The organism is Paenibacillus borealis, from assembly GCF_000758665.1.
Taxonomy (GTDB): Bacteria; Bacillota; Bacilli; order Paenibacillales; family Paenibacillaceae; genus Paenibacillus_AQ; species Paenibacillus_AQ borealis.
On sequence record NZ_CP009285.1, the window covers coordinates 4,281,685 to 4,304,953 of the forward strand.

Annotated in this window: 22 protein-coding genes and 1 riboswitch; of the genes, 20 read left to right on the plus strand and 2 right to left on the minus strand. The window is 49.8% G+C overall.

All coding sequences use genetic code 11. The annotated features are described in order from the left end of the window. The first annotated feature begins 18 nt into the window (after positions 1-18). The 9 genes from PBOR_RS18000 to PBOR_RS18040 all read left to right on the plus strand — a co-directional run bounded on the left by PBOR_RS18000 (position 19) and on the right by PBOR_RS18040 (position 9,186). A complete protein-coding gene (locus tag PBOR_RS18000; RefSeq protein WP_042219574.1) occupies positions 19-1,110 on the plus strand; it encodes an ABC transporter ATP-binding protein in 1,092 nt (363 codons plus the stop codon). Then, positions 1,107-1,985, plus strand: a complete 879-nt coding sequence (locus PBOR_RS18005) for a carbohydrate ABC transporter permease (protein ID WP_042213966.1) — start codon at positions 1,107-1,109, stop codon at positions 1,983-1,985. The genes PBOR_RS18000 and PBOR_RS18005 overlap by 4 nt, the downstream gene beginning before the upstream one ends. 12 nt (positions 1,986-1,997) lie before the next feature. Further along, positions 1,998-2,825: a carbohydrate ABC transporter permease gene (locus PBOR_RS18010; protein WP_042213968.1), complete on the plus strand. Its 828-nt coding sequence runs from the start codon at positions 1,998-2,000 to the stop codon at positions 2,823-2,825. 67 nt (positions 2,826-2,892) lie between these two features. Next, a complete protein-coding gene (locus tag PBOR_RS18015; RefSeq protein WP_042213970.1) occupies positions 2,893-4,203 on the plus strand; it encodes an ABC transporter substrate-binding protein in 1,311 nt (436 codons plus the stop codon). 179 nt (positions 4,204-4,382) lie between these two features. After that, positions 4,383-4,515, plus strand: a riboswitch (cyclic di-AMP (ydaO/yuaA leader). Between the two features lie 7 nt (positions 4,516-4,522). Then, positions 4,523-5,332, plus strand: coding sequence for an alpha/beta fold hydrolase (locus PBOR_RS35535; RefSeq protein WP_052429534.1), 810 nt, complete (start codon positions 4,523-4,525; stop codon positions 5,330-5,332). 113 nt (positions 5,333-5,445) lie between these two features. After that, entirely contained in the window at positions 5,446-6,132 is a 687-nt protein-coding gene (locus PBOR_RS18025; protein ID WP_052429535.1) for a MarR family winged helix-turn-helix transcriptional regulator, read from the plus strand. Positions 6,133-6,373: 241 nt separating this feature from the next. Further along, a complete protein-coding gene (locus tag PBOR_RS18030) occupies positions 6,374-7,726 on the plus strand; it encodes an MATE family efflux transporter (protein ID WP_042213971.1) in 1,353 nt (450 codons plus the stop codon). A gap of 306 nt (positions 7,727-8,032) precedes the next feature. Continuing rightward, on the plus strand, positions 8,033-8,884 hold the full coding sequence (locus PBOR_RS18035; protein WP_042213973.1) for an RCC1 domain-containing protein: 852 nt from the start codon (positions 8,033-8,035) through the stop codon (positions 8,882-8,884). A 113-nt stretch (positions 8,885-8,997) separates the two neighbouring features. Next, the gene (locus PBOR_RS18040) at positions 8,998-9,186 is read left to right on the plus strand and encodes a hypothetical protein (protein ID WP_042213975.1); all 189 of its coding nucleotides are present in this window, start codon (positions 8,998-9,000) and stop codon (positions 9,184-9,186) included. Between the two features lie 49 nt (positions 9,187-9,235). On the opposite strand, the gene PBOR_RS18045 is transcribed toward PBOR_RS18040, so the two are convergent. Beyond that, positions 9,236-9,808, minus strand: coding sequence for a TetR/AcrR family transcriptional regulator (locus PBOR_RS18045; protein ID WP_042213977.1), 573 nt, complete (start codon positions 9,806-9,808; stop codon positions 9,236-9,238). 188 nt (positions 9,809-9,996) lie between these two features. On the opposite strand from PBOR_RS18045, the gene PBOR_RS18050 reads away from it, so the two are divergent. From PBOR_RS18050 to PBOR_RS18065, 4 genes are all read left to right on the plus strand, one after another. Further along, positions 9,997-10,860 (plus strand): alpha/beta fold hydrolase, encoded by an 864-nt coding sequence (locus PBOR_RS18050; RefSeq protein WP_042213980.1) that lies wholly within the window; start codon positions 9,997-9,999, stop codon positions 10,858-10,860. Between the two features lie 170 nt (positions 10,861-11,030). Next, positions 11,031-12,782, plus strand: coding sequence for a spore germination protein (locus PBOR_RS18055; RefSeq protein WP_042213982.1), 1,752 nt, complete (start codon positions 11,031-11,033; stop codon positions 12,780-12,782). 25 nt (positions 12,783-12,807) lie between these two features. Continuing rightward, positions 12,808-13,896 (plus strand): spore germination protein, encoded by a 1,089-nt coding sequence (locus PBOR_RS18060; protein WP_042213984.1) that lies wholly within the window; start codon positions 12,808-12,810, stop codon positions 13,894-13,896. After that, complete coding sequence (locus PBOR_RS18065) at positions 13,893-15,086, plus strand: Ger(x)C family spore germination protein (protein ID WP_042213985.1); 1,194 nt, start codon at positions 13,893-13,895, stop codon at positions 15,084-15,086. Before PBOR_RS18060 ends, PBOR_RS18065 begins: the two co-directional genes overlap by 4 nt. Before the next feature lie 7 nt (positions 15,087-15,093). Here the strand turns inward: PBOR_RS18065 and PBOR_RS38370 are convergent, their stop codons facing one another. Further along, a complete protein-coding gene (locus tag PBOR_RS38370; RefSeq protein ID WP_281191758.1) occupies positions 15,094-15,225 on the minus strand; it encodes a hypothetical protein in 132 nt (43 codons plus the stop codon). A 391-nt stretch (positions 15,226-15,616) separates the two neighbouring features. On the opposite strand from PBOR_RS38370, the gene PBOR_RS18070 reads away from it, so the two are divergent. The 7 genes from PBOR_RS18070 (at position 15,617) to PBOR_RS18100 (ending at position 23,267) form a co-directional block, all read left to right on the plus strand. Continuing rightward, on the plus strand, positions 15,617-17,128 hold the full coding sequence (locus PBOR_RS18070) for a right-handed parallel beta-helix repeat-containing protein (RefSeq protein WP_157764063.1): 1,512 nt from the start codon (positions 15,617-15,619) through the stop codon (positions 17,126-17,128). Then, the gene (locus tag PBOR_RS38095) at positions 17,125-17,394 is read left to right on the plus strand and encodes an AAA family ATPase (RefSeq protein WP_042213987.1); all 270 of its coding nucleotides are present in this window, start codon (positions 17,125-17,127) and stop codon (positions 17,392-17,394) included. The genes PBOR_RS18070 and PBOR_RS38095 overlap by 4 nt, the downstream gene beginning before the upstream one ends. A gap of 358 nt (positions 17,395-17,752) precedes the next feature. Then, entirely contained in the window at positions 17,753-18,766 is a 1,014-nt protein-coding gene (locus PBOR_RS18080) for a LacI family DNA-binding transcriptional regulator (protein WP_042213989.1), read from the plus strand. A 20-nt stretch (positions 18,767-18,786) separates the two neighbouring features. Further along, positions 18,787-19,704: a ribokinase gene (rbsK, locus tag PBOR_RS18085; RefSeq protein WP_042213991.1), complete on the plus strand. Its 918-nt coding sequence runs from the start codon at positions 18,787-18,789 to the stop codon at positions 19,702-19,704. A gap of 151 nt (positions 19,705-19,855) precedes the next feature. After that, positions 19,856-21,367 (plus strand): sugar ABC transporter ATP-binding protein, encoded by a 1,512-nt coding sequence (locus PBOR_RS18090; RefSeq protein WP_042213993.1) that lies wholly within the window; start codon positions 19,856-19,858, stop codon positions 21,365-21,367. Then, positions 21,364-22,326 (plus strand): ABC transporter permease, encoded by a 963-nt coding sequence (locus PBOR_RS18095; RefSeq protein WP_042213995.1) that lies wholly within the window; start codon positions 21,364-21,366, stop codon positions 22,324-22,326. Before PBOR_RS18090 ends, PBOR_RS18095 begins: the two co-directional genes overlap by 4 nt. Further along, a complete protein-coding gene (locus PBOR_RS18100) occupies positions 22,323-23,267 on the plus strand; it encodes an ABC transporter permease (RefSeq protein ID WP_042213997.1) in 945 nt (314 codons plus the stop codon). The genes PBOR_RS18095 and PBOR_RS18100 overlap by 4 nt, the downstream gene beginning before the upstream one ends. The last annotated feature ends 2 nt before the right edge of the window (positions 23,268-23,269 follow it).

The following is a 23,269-nucleotide window of genomic DNA, read 5'->3' on the forward strand; positions in this document are numbered from 1 at the left end:
CGGCTGGAGGAGGAGAATATGAGCGGCATCGTTCTGGAGAAGGTAACCAAGAAATACGGCGATAAGCTGATTATTGAGGATTTGAATCTGACGATTGAGAGCGGCAGCTTCACGGTGCTGGTCGGCCCTTCCGGGTGCGGCAAGTCGACAACGCTTAGAATGATTGCCGGACTGGAGCATTCCTCGGAGGGATCGATTCACATTGGCGGTGTAAATATGAATCAGGTTGAGCCGGGCAGACGGAATCTGGCCATGGTGTTTCAGAATTATGCCTTGTACCCGACCATGACAGTCGAGAAGAATATCGAGTACGGGTTGAAAAATAATAAAGTCCCGAAGGAGGAACGCAAGCGGCTGATTGCTGAAATTGCGGAGACCGTCGGACTCACCAGGCATTTGCACAAAAAGCCGGAGTTTCTCTCCGGCGGGGAACGCCAGCGGGTCGCCTTGGCGCGGGCCATGGTGAAGAAACCAGCCGTGTTCCTGATGGACGAACCGCTGTCCAATCTGGATGCCAAGCTGAGGCAGCAGATGCGGGCGGAGCTGATCGAGCTGCATAAGAAGCTTGGCGCGACCTTTGTCTATGTGACCCATGATCAGGTGGAGGCCATGAGCATGGGCACCCGGATCGTGCTGATGGATGGCGGGAAGGTCATGCAGGAGGATAACCCGCACAACCTGTATTACAATCCTGCTAACCTGTTCTCCAGCCGTTTCATCGGCACCCCGCCCATGAATATTCTCGCCCTGGACCGCTGCGGGGAAGACATCCGTAAGCTGGCTCCGCCGCAGGCCAAGGTTCTCGGCTTCCGCCCGGAGAAGGCGAAATTTGCCCTGGAGCCGGGAATGGAGCCGGACAATACCGTTAGCCTGGCGGGTATGCTCTGCGGCCGGGAGCTGCTCGGATCGGAGATTATCTACAAGGTGCAGCTGGAGAACGGGCTCAGCATCTCCGTGAAATGCTTTGACCGTCCGGAACGCGAGCTGGAAGCCGTTAGACTCTATGTAAAGAAGGAGCATCTGGCATTCTTCGACGCGCAGGAGCAGCGGATACGGGAAGCTACAACGTCCGGGGACGGTGCAGCCGGAAACACCGGTGAATCGGCATGAAGCGGCTGCGCCCGTCCGTGCAGGTGCTTCCCTATCTGCTGGTGGCACCGGCAGTAATCATCCTGACCGTATTTTATCTCTATCCGATTCTGTACAACATCTATTTGAGCTTCTTCACCTGGAATATGCGCGGGCCGATGAAGTTCGCAGGGCTTAGCAACTACGCAGAGCTGTTCAGCGGCCGGGATTTCCTCCATACCCTGCTCAATACGCTGCTGTACATGGTAATGGACGTTGGACTGGTAATGGTGCTGGCGATGGGGTTGGCGCTCTTTTTACAGAAAAATACGCCGCTGAACCGGTTCATCCAGACGCTGAGCTTCACGCCCAACATCATCTCACTGGTATCTGTCTCCCTTATCTGGATGTGGCTCATGAACACGGATACGGGGCTGTTCAATTATCTGCTGTCTGTGCTGGGAGCAGCGCCGGTGGGCTGGCTGACCGATAAGGATGTGGCGCTGTTCTCACTGGTGCTGGTCTCCGTCTGGAAATCCGTCGGATTCAATGCGCTGATCATTTGCTCCGCCTTGGGCTCTATTCCGGGTTATCTCTATGAGGCTGCGGCTCTGGACAATGCGTCCAAGCGTTCCGTTTTCTTTCAAATTACGCTGAAAATGATCTCACCGACCTTGTTCTTCCTGATCCTGATGAATATCATCGGCTCCTTTCAGGTGTTCGAGACGATCAATATCATGACGCAGGGCGGTCCGTCCAATGCCACGAACACTCTGATTTTCAGCATTTATAAGCAGAGCTTCGAATATTACCGGGTCGGCTACGCTTCCGCGATGGCGGTGGTGCTGATGGGTATCGTGGGGCTGATTACGATTTTCTACTTCAAAGCACTGAATAAACGGGTTCATTACCGCTAAAGGGGTGAGACAATGAGAGTTTGGCTCCGGCTGCCGGGCGCAGGACTGCGGATCATAATATCGGTGCTGCTGATCGTGATCTTCCTGATGCCATTCTATTGGATGATCCTCACCGCGTTCAAGACGCTGGGCGAGGTGCTCCGGATGCCGCCGAAATTCTGGGTGGACTCGCTGCAGTGGCAGAACTTCCGGGATGCTTTTACAAGGATTAATTTCCTGCATTATACCCGCAATTCCCTGATTATTACGCTCGGGACGATGATCGGCCAGCTGGTTGTTGTAGTGCCGGCGGCTTATGCGTTCGCAAGATATCAGTTCAAAGGTAAAAATGCGCTGTTCGGCATCGTACTCGCCACCATGATGATTCCGGGCCAGCTGATCTTCCTGCCGATCTTCGTCATGTTTGCGAAGTCCGGGCTGCTGAACACTTATGTATCGCTCATCGTGCCCTTCATTGCCAGCGGTACGGCTATCTTCATGCTGCGTCAGACCTTCATGCAGGTGCCGGATTCCCAGCTGGAGGCTGCCCGTCTCGATAATGCCAGTGAATTCAGAATCATCTACACGATCATGATGCCTGCGGCTGTACCCACCTTGTCCACACTCGCGCTGCTGACGTTCATCGGGACGTGGAATAGTTACTTTTTCCCGCTGGTATGGACCACAACGGATGCTGTCCGTACCTTGCCGCTCGGAATTCAGAAGCTTCAGGATGTGGAGGGACTCAGCCCGCAGATCGTGATGGCCGGGAATATGATGCTGATCGTGCCGATTCTGCTCGTCTTCCTGATTGCGCGCAAACAGATTATCAAAGCGTTCACCTACATGGGAGTGAAGTAGCGGGATTGAGCCTGCGGCCTTGCATGTTGAATACCAAATACAGCAGTTCATGGAGGAGAAACGAATAATGAATGTATGGGGAACAAGAGTTACTCCGCTGCTCGCCACTATTGCCCTGACCGCCGTACTTGCAGGCTGTGCCACCACCGAAGCCGAATCCAGTGTAGCGGCCTATGAGAAAGGTGATTCCGTCCTCGAACTGAACTTCTGGACCTCCGCCGTGGAGGATGTGAACCAGAACCTGGTGGACCAGTTCAACGAGACCAAGGGAGCCGAGCTGAACATCCATGTGAATGCCGAATATCAGGGCGATTACTGGGAAATGCAGCAGAAGATCAACGCCGCAGCCATAGCGGGTACGCTGCCGAATGTTTTTATTGATGAAGTAGCCATGACTAAGGGCTTTGCCGACAGTGACATTATTGCCAATCTGGAACCGTTCATTGAAACGGACAAGTTCGACACCTCGGATTTCAAAATCGGCGACCTTGGCAACCTGTATCTGGGCGATGACCTGTACGCATTTCCGCATATGCGGAGTGTACCCGTGATGTATGTAAACAAGACGCTCGCCGCTAAAGAGGGGCTGGATCCGAACGGTCCGGCGACCTTTGCCGAACTGGAGGCCTATCTGCAGACCGCATACGATGCTACCGGCCAGCCGCCGATGTACCTGTTCAACTATGATTTCTGGGTGATGGAGGCGCTGCTGCATTCGTACTCGGATACCAGTGTGGTCAATGAGGATGAGACGAAGTCCAATATCAACAGCAAAGGCGCAGTGAAGCTAATCACCTTCATTGAGGATCTGGAATCCAAGGGTCTGATCAAAGTACTCGGGGTCACGGACAAGGATGCCTACTATGCCTCCATTGCCAATCCTGGCACAGCGCTGATCTTCTCCAGTGTCGGCGGCTACAAAACCTTCGCAGGCATGGCCGCAGAGAGTGGAATTGATCTTGGCGTATCGATGATCCCTGCCGGAGAAGACGGCAAACGGGGCGTCCCGGTCGGCGGATCGAATACGTATCTGGCGAATACGGGAACGGATAATGAGAAGGCGGCCGCTTTCGAATTCATGAAATGGCTGTCGGATACCGAACAGGCGGCGTATGCTTCCGCCAATACCGGATATCTTCCGACCCGCCTTACTTCCCTGGACACAGACTTGATGAAAGAGACCATAGCTGCTTTCCCTGGCTACAAGGTCGCTTCCGATGAGCTGGAATTCAGCAAAATGCGTCCGATGACCGGCACCTACCATGAGATTGAAGATCTGATGGGCACGCGCATTAACGATATTTGGCTGGAGAACCTGCCAATCCAGGAAAGCCTGGACACCCTCGCCAAAGAGGTGGATGACATTCTAAACCGCTAATGAGGGATGATGTTTAAACAAGCAGAGCAGTGAATCTCCGGAAACGGGAGAATCGCTGCTCTGTTTTTTGGGTTCACTGCCGCTGGCTTCTGCGCCTCATGGGCAAATTCACCTATGCTATTCATTCTTTGACGAATATGGGCTATACTGAAGTTTCTGTTAATCTATATCCGCAAAAATATATGTAATCGCTGAATTCCGTAATGGAAGCGGGGAAACCAAGTTTTCAGGGGTGAATCTCGAGAAATCGAGTAGGGCTACTCTTCAAGCCCGAATCCGGCAGCTAACCCCGTAAGCGACATGAGAGGATGCACAGGTAATGCCGTATATTGACGTCAATGGAACCACCCTCTATTACGAGGTGTCGGGCAGTGGTCTGCCCATTGTTTTTATTCATGATTATTCGACTTCACATCATCTGTTCGAGCCTCAGGCGGAGTATTTCAGCAAGCGGGCGAAAGTAATCTTGTTTGACTTAAGAGGGAATGGACAATCCGGTAAAATGGATGTGGAGATCAGCCGGATCGTAGACACGCAGTGTGAAGATCTGAAGGGATTGTTGGATGGGCTGTCCGTAGAACGGGCCGTCATCGTAGCTTGCTCCAGCGGCGCTGTGCTCGCCCAGAAATTTGCCTATCTGAATCCGGAACGGGTAATTAATCTGGTGTTGGTGGACAATTACTTCCAAGGAGATTATACGGCCAAAGGCAGCAAAGTGCTGGAGCTCTTTCAAATCTGCGCATGGGTCGCCCATTATCTTCCGGCTGAAATGTTCATCCGGTCTTTGCGCATTACATATAACAAATGGCTGTCTGCGTATCATATTCTGAGAAGAGAGCTTGTCCATGAACGGACAACAGAATTGATTAAACAGCGTCTGGCACTAAGACATACGGACAGCTACGGGTTTGCACTAAGGCTGCAGGTTCCCGTTCTTTGTGTATCAGGCAATCAGAATGAGCGGGTTCTGGAGCAGGTGAGACAAACAGCGGCCAAATATCCGCTCGCCACGCTGGCAATACTGGAAGACGCCATGTATCCCAGCCATTTATGCCAGCCGCAGCACTTCAACCAGCTGCTGCTTGATTACCTGAAAGACCAGCAATGCTTCCAGCGGAAAATTTATTAACGGCACCTGTAGAAAATCTTTGACAAGTATAACAGGTACCGTTATAATAAATCCAACAGGTACCGTTATATTGATTGACAGGTACCGTTAATATATCCCGGGGAGGATTCATAATGAATATGAATGCTGAATTGTACGACAAGCTTGCCAAGCTGCAATGGCTGTTGCAGAGACAACACCTGAAGAACCACGCCGCTGTGGGTCCCATGGCTGATACGTCACGCGGGCAAGGCAGGATTATGGCTTTTCTGCGGATGAAGGACGGAATCAGCACTAAAGATTTATCCTATATGCTGGACATCCGTGTATCATCCCTTAATGAATTGTTGGCCAAACTGGAGAAGGCCGAATATATCACCCGCAGACCTTCAGAGACAGACAAACGTATCATGCTGATCTATCTCACGCCCAAAGGACAGGCGGAAGAGGGACAAGAGGTTGAGGGCGGCAGCATATTTTCAGTCCTGTCTCCAGAAGAACAGGCAGCTTTCGGTGAATACCTGGTCCGCGTCATTACAGCCCTAGAGGAAGAGCTTGGAACAGATGCAGATCGTGACGTAATGGCCATGTGGATGGAAGCCGCCAAGGAGCGCATCGGGACAGAGGAATTCGACAAGCTGATGGCCATGCGCGGACAAATGAGCAGAATGTGGGGAAATATGGATGACGGACGCTTTAGCGGAAGATTCCCCGGATTTGGCAGGGAAGGTCATGGCGGCGGCATGAACGGGTTCGGCTGGCCTTCCAGAGATGGAAGAGATGCCCCGAAAGACAACTCAGACCAACCGGAAGATAAGTAAGCAGAACATTTTCTATAAGAAGCATAGGCGCTGTCTTTCCGCAAGAGCAGGGCAGAGGCAGCGCAATACCTTTTCAGCGTAAGTAATGAATTTGAATTAAGGTTAAGTCCATTCCCGCACACCAAGCCCGCAATGTCCTTGTTACGGGTCTATTTGGTGCGGCGCAAAGTCCGTATTCAATCGATAGTTAGAACTCTAACTATATTACAAGCCAACATAACTTAAGAAAGTGGTGACCCGTATGGATACAGAAAACCTCCATTACTTTGAGAAAGCACCGGTCGCAAAAGCCGTAGCACACTTCGCAGTACCCATGATGCTTGGAACGTCAATGAGTGTCATCTATTCCATTTTAAATGCCTTTTTCATTGGAACGCTTAATAACACGGCCATGTTAACCGCACTCGCCTTAACCTTGCCTTTATTCGCCGTCATTATGGCGCTGGGCAACCTGATTGGAGTCGGCAGCAGTGCCTTCATTTCCCGTTTGCTGGGAGAGAAAAATATGGCCGATGTAAAACATGTATCTGCATTCGCCTTTTACAGCAGCCTGGTTCTCGGTCTTATCGCCATGGCCGTCTGTCTCCCGCTTATTGATTCCATCGTTCATGGATTGGGGGCAACACCAGACTCGTTTGGGTATACCAAGGACTACGTAACCATTATGCTTATTGGCTCACCCTTCGTTGTATTATTCTTCACATTGGAGAGTATTGTCCGCTCGGAGGGTGCTGCAATTACGTCAATGATCGGCATGCTGCTCAGTGTGGTAGTGAATATTATTCTGGATGCGCTAGTCATTTTCGTCTTACACTGGGATGTGATCGGCGTTGCGTCAGCTACGGTCATTTCCAATATGGTTGCGAGTGCATATTACGCTTATCATATAGGATTTAAGAGTCAATTCTTAACGGTCTCACTGAAACAATTCAAGGCCACTAAGGTCATTCTAAGCAATGTATTCAAAATCGGGGTTCCCGTCTTTGTAATGAGTCTCTTCATGGGTGCCATGTCACTCATCTTTAACCGTTATCTGGTAGAGTATGGGGAGCAGGCTATCGCGGGCTTCGGAATCTCCTCACGTTTGCTGCAATTCCCTGAACTAATTCTGATGGGCTTAAGTGAGGGAGTTGTGCCGCTTATTGCCTTCTCTTTTACAGCCAACCGGTTGCGCATGAAGCATACTATTCAATTCACAATCAAAACCATACTGGCGCTAGCCATCGTGTTCGGCGTTATCGTCTATCTGATCTCTGACCACTTAATTGGTTTATTCACCAATGATCCGCAATTAATTGAAATGGGCAGCTACATCCTGCATGTAACGTTCTTATCCTTATTCATTACAGGAATGACGACACTGTTTACGGGGATCTTCCAAGCAACTGCGCAGGGAACTGCAGCTTTTATTATGTCAGTTATCCAAGGCGCCACCCTGATTCCTGTGCTCTACATCGCCAACCGGTTGAACGGCTTCCACGGGGTAGTCTGGTCGCTCGTCATTTCCGATGTTGTTGCGTTTCTAGTTGGTGCCGTCATGCTGTATGTTCTGCGGAACAAATTGCAGCCGGACTTGGTGAATCTAGCGCAGTAGGATATACAATCCGTGCTTGATAAGGCAGGCATGGACAGATAATCTATATAGATTGAACTTAAAAATATCGAACAGGGAAAAGTGGCGGAGGAGAATTTTGGAACTGTAGGAGCGATAGCGTCCGCCTTTGTCTGCGGATTTCCACCGCGAATAGCGGTATAAATCAAGAAATCTGCAGACAACAGCGGCCGGAGGACCAAACATTCTTTGGAGTCACGGCAATCCTAAAATAGAAAAAATACAAGTTCAATCTCTATAGAAGGAGTCGCAATCATACTGAAAATCTGAATTTAAGGAGCGAAATTCATGAATGTTGTGGAACGTCTGCCTTCCATAGCAGCTGGTTACCGTCATACTGTCCTGCTTAGGCCGGATGGGGCGGTATTGGCTGTGGGCGGCAATAAATATGGTCAATGTGACGTAATCGGCTGGCAGGATATGGTGGCAATTGCTGCAGCTAATGCCCATACGGGGAATTCACATACCCTCGGACTCAGAGCGGACGGTACGGTGGTGGCAGTCGGATGGAATAAGTATAATCAATGCGATGTAAGCGGTTGGCAGGATATCGTGTCAGTGGCTGCGGGCTGGCGCCGATCGGCCGGGATTCAATCGGATGGCACAGTGGTGGCTGTGGGCAGGAATAATGAAGGGCAGTGCAATGTAAGCGGCTGGCAGGATATCATAGCAGTTGCAGCTGGCGACTGGCATACCGCCGGACTTAAACGGGACGGCACGGTGACAATTACGGGTAATAACCGGTATGGCCAATCCAATGTAAGCAGCTGGCGCGATATAGTGGCGGTTGCGGCAGGTTATCTTCATACCATCGGACTTCGAGCGGATGGCACGGTAGTCGCAGCAGGCCGGAATCATGAAGGCCAATGTAATGTAAACAACTGGCAGGACATAGTGGCGATAGCAGCCGGGAGTCATCATACTATAGGGCTGAGGGCAGACGGTTCAGTGGAAGTTCAAGGCTGGAATAAACACGGCGAATGCAATATAAGTGACTGGCGTGGTATCGTGGCGGTTGCAGCAGGCTGTGCTCACAGTGTCGGGCTTAAGTCGGATGGCACAGTGGTGGCGGCCGGTAATAATACATATGGGCAATGTGAGGTGAGCAGCTGGCCTTTCGGACAGCTGGAGGGCTATTGAGAGCAGGATGAAATACGAATAAATCATACGAATAAGGGCATTGTAATCAATGGAAAGTTGATAACAGATGATCGTAAATCGCGGCATTTTGAATTCCACGGGAGGTTAAGACTATGACAAATCAGGATCCGCAGGAGCTTCTTCGTCTAAAACACGAGCAAGATGAGCACAAAAAGCAGTTTACCAATTTTGCCCGGAGTGTCAGCGCCCATGGCGAGGCAGAAGCCGGCCAGGAATTTAGTGTTGACCGCGTGCCTGACGATCAGAACCGTATGAAATCTGTAGAGAACAAACGGGATTAATCTTACTAAAGTTAACAATAAGCCGGTCCCTTGGGGATCGGCTTATTCATTATTTGCTTTGCAGATAGTAATCAATGATCACCCTGGCGGTATCCCGGGCATGCTCAGCAGGCTTGGGATCGGTCTGCAGCATAGCTGAAGTAATGGCGCCTTCCACTAATAGAGACAGACCACTGGACAGGGCTTCCGGATCCGACGAATGGCATTCATGGATGACGGAATCAATGTATTTTTTCATAAAAGATTTGTAATTACGGGCTGCTTCATAATAAGGATGGGAGTGATCCATGAATTCCGATGCAGTCTTAATATACACGCAGCCATTAAATTCCGGTTCCGCGAACCATTCTCCGAGCATATCGAATACAGCTAATAATTTATCCCTGGGCGTTTTTGCGGTCTTGTTGACAGAGTCTTCGAACCGTTTTCTCCATTGGTCATCGTACTTCATGAGATAAGCAAGCACAAGCTCATCCTTGGAACGGAAATGATTGTAGAGCGTCATTTTGGCTATGTTCGATTCAGAGACAACCTGGTCTACACCGGTAGCCCGGATTCCCTGTTTGTTAAATAAGTCGGAGGCGACAGTTAGGATATGTTCTTTTTTACTTTTATTAGCCACAGGATTCACTCCGCTTCGCAATATTTCAAATATATACAGATCAGTCTATCTATTATAAATGGCTCACGGCTGGTTCGCAAATGATAAACCTAAAAAAAATATCTTGTAACTATACAGACCTGTATGTATACTATTGAGTATCGGAACAGGCAATCTGTTAACCGGTAACAAACGGGGAGGTTAGTTCAATGACCATACAATACAGCTATGCACAAGTTAAAGGTTTGAATGTTTTTTACCGGGAGGCAGGAAGCAGGGAGAATCCAACCCTACTTCTGTTGCATGGATTTCCTTCGTCATCGCACATGTACAGGAACCTTATTCGTGAACTCGAAGGCGATTACCATATCGTAGCTCCGGATTATCCCGGTTTCGGGAACAGCGATCAGCCGTCAACTTCAGAATTCACGTATACCTTCGACAATCTTGCCGTGCTGATTAATGCATTCGTTGAACAATTGAACCTGAATCAATATATCCTTTATGTTCATGATTACGGTGCTCCGGTAGGCTTCCGTTTAGCCCGTATGCATCCCGAACGGGTTCAAGCCATTATTTCACAGAACGGAAATGCTTATGAAGAAGGAATCGGAGAGTCGTGGGCACCGATGCGTGCCTTTTGGAATGATCCCGAGAATCCGGCCAGTCTTGAAGGTATGCTTAATCTGCTGACACCGGAACTGACGAAGTATCAATATGTGAATGGAACCCGTAATCCTGAGGCCATAAGCCCTGATAACTGGAACATGGACCAAATTACCCTTGACCGTCCGGGCAATCAAGACATTCAACTGGCTCTCTCCTACGATTATCAGAACAATTTGAAAAAATATCCGGTCTGGCAGGAGTACTTCCGGAACTACCAGCCACCGTTGCTGGCGGCATGGGGCAAGAACGACTTTTTCTTTGGACCGGAGGGAGCCCTAGCCTTTCAAAAGGATTTAAAAGATGCGGAGGTTCATTTACTCAATACGGGGCATTTCCCGCTCGAAGAAGATTTGGAACTCAGTGTAAGTCTTATCCGCAGTTTCCTTACGAAACGTTTATCATAAGCACCTTATAAACAGCTGTGTGGTCCCCGAACGGGATCATCCGGCTGTTTTTGTGTATGCGGAAATTGCGGAGATGCTGGAAGCAGCACTCTTCAGTTTTAATTAGCAGGTGTGCATGAATTATCCAGCTTGGGCCAAAATAAGGGTTACGATCAGAGGGGGTGTTTGTGTTGTGGAGGAGCATTACGGGCTACATTCCCGGCTGGAGTGTGTTTGTGCAGGCACTTATCATTTTTATCGGTCCCGTCATTCTGACCAGGTTCATGCTGTGGCTTCGCGCTAAGGAAGGCAAGGCCAGTACCCGGGGCAGACGGGCTGAAGGCCAGAAGGGCGGAGGCGTTCCAAGCTCCGAGGATACCGGTGATGCGGAGCAAACCAGTGAAGCCGTTAAATATAATAAAATAGCTGCCTCAACCCCTTCGGGAAAAGGACAACAGCCAACGGTGACCTATACCGGTCAGTTTGAGCAGGATCTGCAGACCTTTAGGGAAATCAGTGCAGACATGTCGGATGTAAATGTACGGGAGCTGCGTGTAGGCACCATGCAATTGAAGGCAGCGCTGTTCTTCCTGGACGGTCTTACCGACAAGGATGGGATGGACCGCAATATCCTAAGGCCGCTGATGAATGCAGAGCGTCCGTTCGAAGGGTTGGAGGGTCCGCCGGATCCGGCGAGCTTGAAAGAAATTATTATACACCAGGTGGTTCTGGTCTCGGAAATTGAATTCACCGATCAACCGCTGATGTCGCTGAAGAAAGTGTTATTCGGCTCGGCAGTGCTGATGATTGAAGGGATGAGCGAGGTCTTCATCCTGGGAACGTCCAAGGGCAATACGAGAAATGTAGAGGAACCGATCTCGGAAGCGCTGCTGCGCGGCCCGCGGATCGGATTCACGGAAACGCTGAGCGATAATACGGCTATGCTGCGCAGGCATGGGCAGAATACAGATCTTGCGATGATCTCTTTTACAGTAGGGGAACGAATTGAGAAAGATCTGGTGCTAACCTACATTAAGGGAATTGCCAATGATGAACTGATTAAAGAAATCACCCGGAGAATTCATACGATTAATATCGATGATGTTCAGGAATCCGGTTATATCGAACAACTGATAGAAGACAATTATCTAAGCCCATTCCAGCAGGTTCAGAATACAGAACGGCCGGACCGGGTGATGGCGGCTCTACTGGAAGGAAGGGCTGCCATTATACTTGACGGCACGCCGTTTGCATTGATCATGCCGGTGACATTCGGAATGCTGCTGCAATCCCCGGAGGATTATTACGACCGCTGGTTCTCCGGCTCCTTGCTGCGGATGCTGCGCTTCTTCGCCGCTTCCGTATCGCTGTTTGCTCCGGCGCTCTATATTTCCTTCCTGTCCTTCCATCCCGGTCTGGTTCCGACCAAGCTGGCGATTTCGATCATGAGTTCACGCCAGGGGGTTCCTTTTCCGACCTTAATTGAAGCACTCATTATGGAGATTTCAATCGAAATCCTGCGTGAAGCAGGCCTGCGTCTGCCCAAGCCCATTGGCCCGGCAATGGGTATCGTTGGCGGTCTCATTATCGGCCAAGCTGCGGTAGAAGCGGGAATTGTCAGCCCGATTCTGGTCATTGTCGTTGCCGTTACGGCGATCTCTTCCTTCTCGGTTCCGATGTACAGTGCAGGGATCACCTTGAGATTTCTCCGCTTCTTCGCGATGTTCTTCGCCGCTACCTTCGGGCTGTACGGTGTAGTGCTGTTCTTCCTCCTGCTGAGCAGTCATCTGATTAAGCTCAAGAGCTTCGGTGTGCCTTATCTGAGCATGATCACCCCTAACCGGATGAGTGACCTTCGCGACTTTATTGTCAGGGTCCCGCTGCAGTTGATGAAGCGCCGTCCTTCCCTATTGGAGCCGAAAGAGAAGCTGCGTAAAAGATAAGCCACAGTGAAAGGGAGGTGAGCATGTGGTCACTAAAGCCCATGACAAAATTACAACGAGTCAAGCGACTATTATTATGGTGAACTACATTCTCGTAGCCGGGATATTCAGTCTCCCCCGGACCACCGTCCAGGCTGCAGGCACGCCCGATGTATGGATATCTATTATCCTGGGGGCGCTCTGTTCGATGGTAACAGGCGTGATTATCGCCAGACTCAGCCAGCGGTTTCCGGGCCAGACCTTTTATCAATACAGCACAAGTATTACCGGCAAACCGCTGGCCGTATTGCTCGGACTGGTTATCATCGGCTATTTCCTCGCAGTGTCCGGCTATGAGCTGCGAACCATGCAGGAGGTAACCATGTTCTTCCTCCTGGAAGGTACCCCTGCATGGGCAGTAGCAGGCTTGTTCCTGTGGGTCGCCCTTTACCTGTGCAGAGGGGGAATCAATGCTTTATCACGGCTAAGCAGACTAGTTGCTCCGCTGGCAGGTACCATATTCTTCGGCGTCTGCCTGCTTAGCCTGAAGGTGTTCGATCTGGACAATCTGCGGCCTGTGCTTGGAGAAGGGCTCTCTCCGGTCTGGAGAGGAGTTAAGCCAACGGCTCTAACCTATACAGCGGGCGAAGCTCTGCTGTTTATTGTTGCTTTTATGGACAAGCCCAAACGGGCAGGCAGAGTTCTCGTAATCGGAACGCTGATTTCAATGATTTTTTATTTGCTGGCTGTTGTGCTGACGATCGGGGCTTTTTCTGTAGAAGGAGTGGTTACCCGGACCTGGCCATTTATTGACCTGATCCGCAGCTTTGAAGTGAATCTGCTGTTCGAACGGTTTGAGTCGCTGCTGCTGGTAATCTGGATTATGCAGATTTTCTGTACGTTCTGCATCTCTTTTTATGGAGCGGCGCTGGGAGTCTCGCAAATCTTCAACCTCAAGCTGGATCATTGCTTATTCCTGCTGCTGCCGGTTGCATATCTCATCACGGAGGCCCCCCATAACATTAACAATTTATTTGCCTTCGGCACAGGGCTTGGCAATGTGGCGATTGTGCTGTTTGGACTGATTCCGCTGCCGCTGCTGCTCATTGCCTATATCAGGAGAGCCGGTTCATGAAGAGATTTATACTGTTGATTCTGTCGATAGCTCAAATCGTGCTGTTAACGGCCTGCTGGAGCAGCGCACCTATTGAGAATTTGAATATGGAAGTGGCGGTAGCGCTTGATGCAGCGGATGAGAGTAGGATTGAGGAGAAGTTCGAGGCTGAGGGCGGAGATTATTCCAAGCGTGAGCGGATCTCGGCGACTTATCAATTTATTGTGCCGCAAGGTGCCGTCGGTTCCAAAAAAGAGGGGGCAGCTTCAAGAAATTTCTACAATATGACCGAGACCGGCGATTCCATCTTCGAGGCCATACGTGAGCTCTCGCTGCGTACAAACCGCCAGCCGATCGGACATCACCTGAAGGTGATTGTCATTGGCGAGAAGCTGGCCCGTTCCACCAAGCTGTCGGAGCTGTTAGATTTCTTCAGCCGGGACAATGATATTCGCCCGAGTGTGCTGGTCCTGGTCAGCAAGGGAAAAGCCAAGGATGTACTGAACAATGTGCTGCCCGGCCAGACACCGGCCTTTGTGCTCGAAGGCATCTTCGGCAACCGTAACCGGAGCCTGCGTATCTGGGATCCGGTCACAATTACCAAGATCGTTGGCCCTCTACACAGCAAGAAGAGCTTTCTGCTCCAGAATGTCATTGCTGCAGAGAATGAAATGAAGTTTGCCGGAGCCGGAATCATTGACGGAGAGTCAGGCAAGCTCAGCGGTTTTTTGAATGAGAAGGAGCTGGAGGGTGTAGTCTGGCTTACAGGCAAGGGTAAAGGCGGTGTGCTCAAAACCCACAAGGATGATACCGGGAGGCTGATCACCTACGAAGTGAAAACGATGGTCAGCAGGATCAAGGCGGTCGTGGAGGATGGTCAAATTTCGTTCAATGTAAAGATTGAATCGAAAGGCAGATATGCTGAAACCTTCTCTACGGACGGGGACCGTCTGGATACGGCTTTTATGAGACGGGATGCTGTGGAGCTGGAGAAGGAGGTTAGGGAACTTGTAGAGGCAGTGGTTGCCAAAATGCAGCATGAGCTGCATGCCGATGTCGGCGGATTCGGTAAATCCCTGAGAATTCAGCATCCTGAGGTATGGGGCAAAGTGAAGGACCATTGGGATCAGACGTTCAGCGGGCTTCCGGTACACCTTGAGGTTAAACTTCAAATCGAAGAATACGGCGCTTCCGGCACAGCGACAGACTGAGAGCTCTTTAACTATTCATAAAATCCTGCACATAATACAACATTCCCCTTCCCATATCGGCACAAATCCAAAATTGTTGTATAAACTGCAGGATTTCATCTGCTTCAAGCAGCTTAGCAGGATTATTCTTGTATTTCATACAACAATCCTTCCGAATACCCGGTTATTTATGAATCAAAGTTGCAAAACGTACAACAATTATAGTGATAGTGTTTGCTAGAAAGTGTCCATTCGGCCGGCAACGAAACAAATGTAAGATATTGAAGTAATTCCGCTTCCGCCAGTTCCATAGCGATTATGCAGATGACAGATCCTATCCGGGTCTGTTTTTTTGCTATGTAGCCCTTTTACATAGAATACGCTCATCATGGTTTGTCTTGACTAAGGTTATCCTTTATGATGATCAATGGAATTGATTATCGCAATTATATAGAAATGCAGTAGATTCAGAAGAATAAAGCTCATTTGAGCTTGTTGAAAGGACGGCAAATATGCTCAGAAACTTCCGGCGATCCGCCATTATACTGTGTTTGCTTATTTTATCAGGATGTTCCAGCAACCAGAATCCAGCACTGCCGGATACAACCTCCCCAATCTCTTCAATTCCGCCAATTGCACCAGCTTCGCCAACTGTAAACGAACACCCGGAGGATGCTTTTAATGCCCACTACGTATCTGCAGCTGGAGATAATACTAACCCGGGAACGAAAGATTCACCCTGGAAGACCCTTCAGTATGCTGCCGATCATGCCGATCCGGGCAGTTACGTCTATATTCGCGGCGGCGTGTATCATCAGAAGCTGCGTATCTCAAGAGGAGGCTCGGCGGCGGCGGGTCCTGTCGTGTTCACCAGTTATCCTAATGAGACAGCAGTCCTTGACGGGGAAGGTCTGCCTGTTAACGGGCTGGATGGACTTATCGAGATTGATCAGGCAAGCTATGTAATCATTAGGGACCTTGAAATTCGCAACTATAAGACGGGTAACAGTGGTGAGGTGCCTGCGGGCATCTATATTCACGGCTCAGGGAAGTCTATCTCGTTACTGAATAACCGCATTCATTCCATCGCCAATACCGCCACACCTGAAGGGGACGAGCTTTCCGGGAGAGATGCCCACGGTATAGCCGTGTACGGTACCGAATCAGAAGAAGCCATATATGACCTGACCATTAACGGCAATGAAGTGTATGATTTGGTCCTCGGTTCCAGTGAAGCGCTGGCTGTGAATGGCAATGTGGATACTTTTGCGATTACGAACAATATCATTCATGACAATGATAACATCGGAATTGACCTGATCGGCTTTGAGGGTACGGCTGGAGACAGGGCGGCAGATCAGGCAAGGAACGGAACGGTACGGGGCAATATAGTCTACGGGATTTCTTCCAACAATAATCCGTCATATGGCGCTTCTGTGCCGAACGGCAGCAATGCGGCGGGCGGAATATACATCGACGGGGGCAGGTCAATCCTAGTGGTGGAGAATCGCGTATACGACAATGACATTGGGATTGAGCTTGCTTCCGAGCATAAGGGAAGTCTAACCAGCAGCATCACGGTACAAGACAACCTGATCTACCGCAATCGCCTGACCGGCATTGCAATGGGTGGTTATGACGGGGAGCGCGGTGGCACCAGCGATAGTACGGTTGTATCCAATACGCTGTATAAGAATGACCTGCTGGGCGACGGTAATGGACAATTGTATCTGCAGGCTAATTTAAGCGGCAATACGATTAGTAAGAACATTATTGTGGCTGGTAGTTCCAGCGTCTTTATCAGCAACGAGTACACGAGCAACACCAATAACACGGTGGACGGCAATCTTTATTATGCTGAGGCTGGAGCGGATGAGGGTTTCTGGGTTTGGAAAAAGAAAGCCTACACCGGCTTCGCCGATTACCAGCGCGGCACAGGGAATGATTCCGGCTCACGCTTTGCCGATCCGCTGTTCCAAGATGCCGCCCGTGATGACTTCCGGCTGGAGCCGGGTTCTCCTGCGTTGAACGGGGAAGCAATAGGGGAAGGAGCACAGCCATGATTTATTTGCGGAGCTTTAAGCTGTCTGATGAAATCGAGCGCAATCCCAACATCTACCCTGACCATGTTTTTAAACATATCGCCGGAGAGGTGTTGTTGTTTGACCGGATCACGGTGCTCTATGGCAATAACGGCAGCGGCAAATCCACGTTACTTAAGGTAATTTCAATAAGCATAAGCAGTTGTTTGAATGAGAGTGAGCAAAGCGAAACGTTTATCCGGTTCGCTTTTTTTGTGCCGATTTGCGTAAACGTTTTTACAAATTAAAAATTCCAATTTCAGCCACATACCATTTTAGATTCTCTTATTTCCCCCTAAAGATTCACCTTCAAAATTTGATAGCTATAAAACCGTCTAATGTCATATTATATGACACTTTAAATTGATAATTTCCATTATAATGAAATTATAAACCCCATACATAACTCAACCATGTTATATATACGAATTGAAAGCGTTTTTAATTTAAAATTTTATATATTTCCTATTGTAATCCGGAATATCTTGTACTAAAATGAACCTAGAAATTGCGTAAACGTTTTTGCAAATAAACAAAATATCACTGATTATAACGTTGATATAAAGCTCTAATTCTTGCGTAAACGTTATGACAGAAAGGAAAAATATGGCGGAGAAAGAACTGACAATTAAAGATGTGGCCAGACTTGCCGGTGTCTCGGTGGCAACGGTCTCCAGGGTCATGAATGGACGGGATCGCGTAAGTGATGCAACCCGTAAAAGAATCCTGAAGATCATCGAGGAGCTTAATTTCGTTCCGAATACGATGGCTGCGTCCATGGTCAACAAGAAGACCCATATGATTGCAGTTGTTGTCCCGGAAATCCAGAATCCGTTCTATACGGCCGTCATTGGCGGAACCGTTGAAGCAGCCAAGAAAGAGGGATTCTCTACGCTCGTTGTTTCTACATATAACGATGAAGCAGAGGAGGAAGAGTTCTTCGAAGGTTTTCTGGGGCGCAATGTTGACGGAATTATACTTATCGGTACGCATAAAGACGCCGGGTTCTACCGCAATATCCGCAAGCCTACAATTCTGGTAGACCGTTTTATCAACGATTGCGGACATGACGGTGTCCTGATTGATAATTTTCGCGGAGCTTACGAGGCGGTCAGACATTTTGTCGACTATGGTCATGATCGTATCGCCATCATCGACGGAGCGCATGACTTCAATGACGGCAAGGACCGGTATTGGGGCTATCATCAGGCACTACACGAGAAGGGGATCACACCAGATTCCAGTTATCATAAGCAAGGAAGATGGCTGGAGGAAGACGGATACAAGTTCACGATAGAGCTTATGCAGTCTGAACAGCCGCCCACAGCCATCTTCGCCACCAACAATGTGATCTGTACTGGTGCGATTAAAGCGATACGGGATTTGAATCTGCAGATTGGGGAAGACATTTCTTTAATAGGCTTTGACGAGAATGAGCTCGCCCAGTTTGTACAGCCCCAAGTGACTGTTGTCGGCAGACCGATGAGAGAGATGGGAATTCAAGCGACGGAAATGCTTATTCAGAAGATCAAGGCTCCGCCAATCGACTCATCCAAATTGAAAAAAGTGATCCTGGATGTGGAGCTGATTAAGCGGGGTTCAGTTAAGAAACTAAAGTAGAGCAGCCGGGAGGAAGCGTTATGACCAACATTCTTGTCGTAGGCAGCATGAATATGGATATTGTGACACGGGTGGGGCGGCTTCCTGTTCCCGGTGAAACGATACATGGTTTGGGGACTGATTTTCATGCCGGAGGAAAGGGAAGTAATCAGGCATATGCCGCCGCACGATCCGGGGCCAAGGTAGCCATGGCTGGAGGAGTAGGCTCCGACTCCTTTGGTTTAGAGATATGCAGGAAGCTCGAAGCGCAAGGGATTGATACCGCAGCTATTGCCGCTAAGCCGGAAACGACCGGGATCGCACTCATTACCACTGACTCTTCAGGAGAGAACAGCATTATCTTGTCACCGGGAGCTAACTATAGTTATGGCGTTGAAGATCTGGAAGCTCTGAATCTGTCCCTATACGATGTCATCCTCCTGCAGAATGAAATTCCCGGCACCGTAAATCGCAGGGTAATCGCTATGGCTGAAGCAGCAGGCATCCCCGTATGCATGAACCCGGCTCCGGTAACCGGATTTGACCGTGACCAGCTCAGAGGAATCCGCTTACTGATTATGAACGAAACCGAGGCGGAGGTACTGAGCGGGATACGGATTGCAGATTTCAGAGAGGCTATCAGCGCAGGCCGGATGTTATTGGAAGAAGGGATTCCGGAGTTAATTATTACACTGGGCAGCAAAGGCTCTCTCTATATGGATGGTGACGGGAAGATCATCGAGGTTCCTGCTTATCCTGTTGAAGCCGTGGACACTACAGCTGCAGGGGATACATTTATCGGAGCTTTCGCTTCTGTCTACTATGCGGGCAAAGAATTGGCAGACAGTCTGCATTATGCTGCAGCGGCTGCAGCGTTAACCGTCTCCGCTTCCGGGGCTCAAAGCTCTATTCCTGTCAAAGAACAGGTTTATGCTTTTCTTGAACAGGCCGGTTCCTAGTCGAAGATATTCAGCACTTACCGTAGAAATACAGAGTTTCTTGATGAAAAAGAGATCTGTATATCCATCCGCTTTCACGAATTAACGCTTTTATTTATTAAAGTATTGATCAAACCATGTTTCAGTATCGAATGAAAAAGGGGGTCTTAGCATGACTCGTCCAGTATTGACCATGGAGGGAATCAGTAAGGAATTCCCGGGTGTAAAAGCTTTGGCAGATGTTGATTTCGAGCTGTATCCGGGTGAAGTTCACGCACTTATGGGTGAGAATGGTGCCGGTAAATCCACGCTGATGAAAATTCTCTCCGGTGTATATCCGCCAACAGGGGGAACCATCAGGTTAAAAGGCACGGAAGCTGTCTTCGGCAGCCCGCTGGATGCCCAGCGCCAAGGCGTATCGATCATCCACCAGGAATTCAACCTGTTTACGAATCTGTCCGCAGCGGAGAATATATTCATCGACCGGCCGGAAATGGCCGGCAGATTCGGCAGGATCAAATGGTCCAGAATGGTTGAAGAGGCCCAAGCACTGGTCGATTCCATTGGCGGCGGCGACATCGATGTCCGTGAAGAGGTGCGGCATCTCGGTGTGCATAGCCAGCAGGTGGTCGAGATCGCCAAGGCGCTGTCCTTCAGGGCAGATGTGCTGATTATGGATGAGCCGTCTGCCGCATTGCCCGAGAATGAAGTCAAGAAGATGTTTGAAGTCATCCGCCGGCTGCGGTCACAGGGTGTAGCCATCGTGTATGTCTCCCACCGGATGAAGGAAATCTTTGAAATCGCAGATAAAGTCACAGTTCTGAGAGACGGCCGCAAAGTTGCTACTCAGCCTATCGGCGAAGTCACGGAACAGAGCTTAATTCAGATGATGGTCGGTAAAGAGGTCCAGCAGCTGTATCCTGTCCGCAAGCAGCCGTATGGGAAAGAGGTAGTGTTGAAGGTAAAAGATCTGTCCCTGGATGCCAGCCACAAGATCTCGTTTGAGCTTAGGAAAGGAGAAATCGTAGGGCTGTTCGGTATTCCGGGGTCAGGCTCGCATACGGTTGCCGAGCGTCTATTCGGACTGAAGCGGGGAACCGGGGAGATCGAAATTAATGGACGACCCGTTAAAATTACAAGTCCCAGTGATGCCAAAGCTAAAAAACTGGCCTATGTACCCCCGGACCGGCACCGCCAGGGCATTATTAAGCCGATGTCCATTAGGCAGAATATATCTTTTACCATGCTGCCCGAGCTGTCCAAGGGGCTGGTGCTGGACCGCAATGCCATTCAGCGTGTGAGCGCGGAGTATATGGGGAAGCTGCGGATCAAGGCGCCGGACGATAGCCAGACCGTGGATTTCTTAAGCGGAGGCAATCAGCAGAAGGTTGTGATCGGCAAATGGCTTGCAGCCCATCCGGATATTCTCATTCTTGAAGAACCGACGCGGGGCGTAGATGTGGGTGCCAAAGCGGAAATATACAGCATTATTCACGAGCTCGCCCGTGAAGGGTTAAGCATATTGCTTATTTCTTCTGAAATGCCGGAGGTTATCGGGCTCAGCGACCGGGTGCTGGTAATGTACCAAGGTGATATTGTACATGAATTTGCCCACGGAGAAGCCGATCAGGAGCAGCTGCTGCAGCGGGCATCACATCCGCGCGGGAAGGGAGGCGCCTTATGAAACGCATTTCTAATATACATGAAGCACCTATCATGATATTCACGGTCCTAGTCATCGTGCTTTTCTCCATCATTACACCGGACTTCTTCGCCATTAATAATCTCAAGCTTATTCTGGATCAGAATACGACCATGTTTATTGTAGCCATCGGGATGACCATGGTCATTCTGCTGGGAGGCATGGATTTATCTGTAGGCTCTGTCCTGGCTGTGACGGCAACTTCAGTCGGGCTGTTTCTAAGTAAAGGTGTCCCCCCCATAATAGCAGCCCTGCTTGGTGTAGTTATCGGTGTGCTTTGCGGAATGGTGAACGGATATTTTATCGCTGTAAGGAAAATCCCCGACATTATTGTCACTTTGGCTACCATGTATATTTTCCGGGGAGTCGCTGTCGGGATAAGCGGCGGAACGTGGATGAACAATTTCCCGGACAGCTTCCGCTTTTTCGGTCAAGGGATAGTGCTGGGGATTTCGTTTCCGCTGATTATAGCCCTGCTGCTGATCGCCGTATTTATCTATTTGCTGAAATACACCCGGGGAGGAAGAAGAATATATTCCGTCGGAGGCAACAGCTCCGCAGCCAAGCTGGCGGGCATTAATGTGGCCGGTACCAAGTTCAAAGTATATGTGTTAACCGGAATGCTGGTCGGAATCGCCTCCGTTATCTTTGCAGCCAAGGTAGGCAGTGTTCAGGCATCGACCGCAGGCAACAGCCTATCCTTCGAAGTCATGGCTGCTGTGCTGATTGGCGGAGGCAGCATCTTTGGCGGCGTAGGCACCATCGGCGGAACGATGCTCGGCGTACTCTTCATGGGCATCGTCAAGAATGGCCTGATTATTGCGAAGGTATCTCCGTTCTGGGTAGATGCAACGACCGGGTTCCTGATCATCCTGGCTATCGTTATCAATACGCTGCAGCGGGCTCGACAAAATAAAGGGAAAGAAGGGGATCTGGTATGAAAACCTGGACAAGCCGTCTGCCGCTCAAATCGAATACGCTGCTCGTTCAGCTATCCCTGCTGTTGTTCATCCTAATCCTGTTCAGCTTCCTTTCCCCCTATTTCTTATCTGTCACCAACTTTATGAATGTGCTGAACCAGATGGTGGAGGTCGGGCTTATCGCCATACCGATGACGCTGATCATTATTTCCGGTGCGATGGATCTGTCGGTCGGGTCGATTCTTGCTTTCTCTGCTGTCACGATGGGAGTTGCCTTTGAGCGCGGCTTCAACATCTGGATATGCGTCATATTCGGCCTGCTGGCGGGTCTGATGTGCGGAGCCGTTAACGGTTATCTTATTGCAAGGCATAGGATGCAGGCAATTGTCGTCACCATCGGGATGCTGGTTATGCTCCGGGGTCTGGTCTATGTCATCAATGAAGGCAGACCGATCAGCGGCTATCCCGATTCCTTCTACTTCCTTGGACAGCATTACATTGCCGGCATTCCATTTAATGCAATTGTTCTGGTCGTGTTGTTCCTGATTGCCAGCTTTGTAATGAAGAAAACGAAGTACGGCACCTACATCTACGGAATCGGCAATAACGAAGAGGTCGTACGCTATTCCGGTATTCCGGTAGTCCGTATCCGTTTTGCACTCTTTATGCTCAGCGGGTTGTTCTCTGCACTGGCGGGTGTATTCCTGGTGTCACGGCTGGCAAGCGCCGAAGCGACATCGGGTACCAATATAGAGCTGGATGTCATCACAGCTACTCTGATAGGCGGCACTCATATTTTTGGAGGGAGGGGAAGTCTTACCGGCACATTCGTCGGTCTGCTGATTATTGTGTTCTTGCGTAACGGTCTGAATTTGCTGGGCGTTTCGGTGCTGTATCAGGCAGTCATTTTAGGAGCCCTGCTGCTGCTTGCGGTAGGAAATAAAAAAATTAGTGGAGAGTGAAC